The following is a 768-nucleotide window of genomic DNA, read 5'->3' on the forward strand; positions in this document are numbered from 1 at the left end:
TGCGTCTGCCTGTTCCGCCACCCCGGCATGTCATATTGAAAATTGGAGCGGAAGACGGGATTCGAACCCGCGACCCCAACCTTGGCAAGGTTGTATTCTACCACTGAACTACTTCCGCAAGACATGTTTGAGATATTTTATTAAAAGTGCGGGTGAAGGGAGTCGAACCCCCACGCCAAAGGCGCTAGATCCTAAGTCTAGTGCGTCTGCCAATTCCGCCACACCCGCATATTAATTAAAATGGTGAGCCATGAAGGACTCGAACCTTCGACCCTCTGATTAAAAGTCAGATGCTCTACCAACTGAGCTAATGGCTCTTACAATAAAAACTGGTGCCGACTAGAGGACTTGAACCCCCAACCTACTGATTACAAGTCAGTTGCTCTACCAATTGAGCTAAGTCGGCTAAATGGTGGAGGATGACGGGATCGAACCGCCGACCCCCTGCTTGTAAGGCAGGTGCTCTCCCAGCTGAGCTAATCCTCCGGATTGCCTGGCAACGTCCTACTCTCACAGGGACAAGGTCCCAACTACCATCGGCGCTAGAGAGCTTAACTTCCGTGTTCGGTATGGGAACGGGTGTGGCCTCTCTGCCATCATTACCAGACTATATTCATTTAAGACAAGAATCATTGTAACTCATTTAACTTTTAAAGTCAACAAGTTTTTTATATTCTTTCAAAACTAGATAACATTGCTTCATATTATATGGTTAAGTCCTCGATCTATTAGTATTCGTCAGCTCCACATGTCACCATGCTTCCACCT

Annotated in this window: 5 tRNA genes and 1 rRNA gene; all 6 read right to left on the reverse strand. The window is 47.0% G+C overall.

Features of this window, described 5'->3' with window-relative positions:
* Positions 1-43: 43 nt before the first annotated feature.
* The 6 genes from GBN78_RS29880 to rrf all read right to left on the reverse strand — a co-directional run bounded on the left by GBN78_RS29880 (position 44) and on the right by rrf (position 607).
* Positions 44-118: transfer RNA gene (locus tag GBN78_RS29880), tRNA-Gly, on the reverse strand.
* Positions 119-147: 29 nt separating this feature from the next.
* Positions 148-228, reverse strand: a tRNA-Leu gene (locus GBN78_RS29885).
* Positions 229-241: 13 nt separating this feature from the next.
* Positions 242-317, reverse strand: a tRNA-Lys gene (locus tag GBN78_RS29890).
* A 13-nt stretch (positions 318-330) separates the two neighbouring features.
* Positions 331-406: transfer RNA gene (locus GBN78_RS29895), tRNA-Thr, on the reverse strand.
* A gap of 4 nt (positions 407-410) precedes the next feature.
* Positions 411-486, reverse strand: a tRNA-Val gene (locus tag GBN78_RS29900).
* A 5-nt stretch (positions 487-491) separates the two neighbouring features.
* Positions 492-607: ribosomal RNA gene (rrf, locus tag GBN78_RS29905) — 5S ribosomal RNA — on the reverse strand.
* Positions 608-768 lie beyond the last annotated feature (161 nt).

It is taken from the genome of Bacillus sp. B2-WWTP-C-10-Post-4 (genome assembly GCF_009183805.1).
GTDB classification, from domain to species: domain Bacteria; phylum Bacillota; class Bacilli; order Bacillales; family Bacillaceae_G; genus Bacillus_A; species Bacillus_A cereus.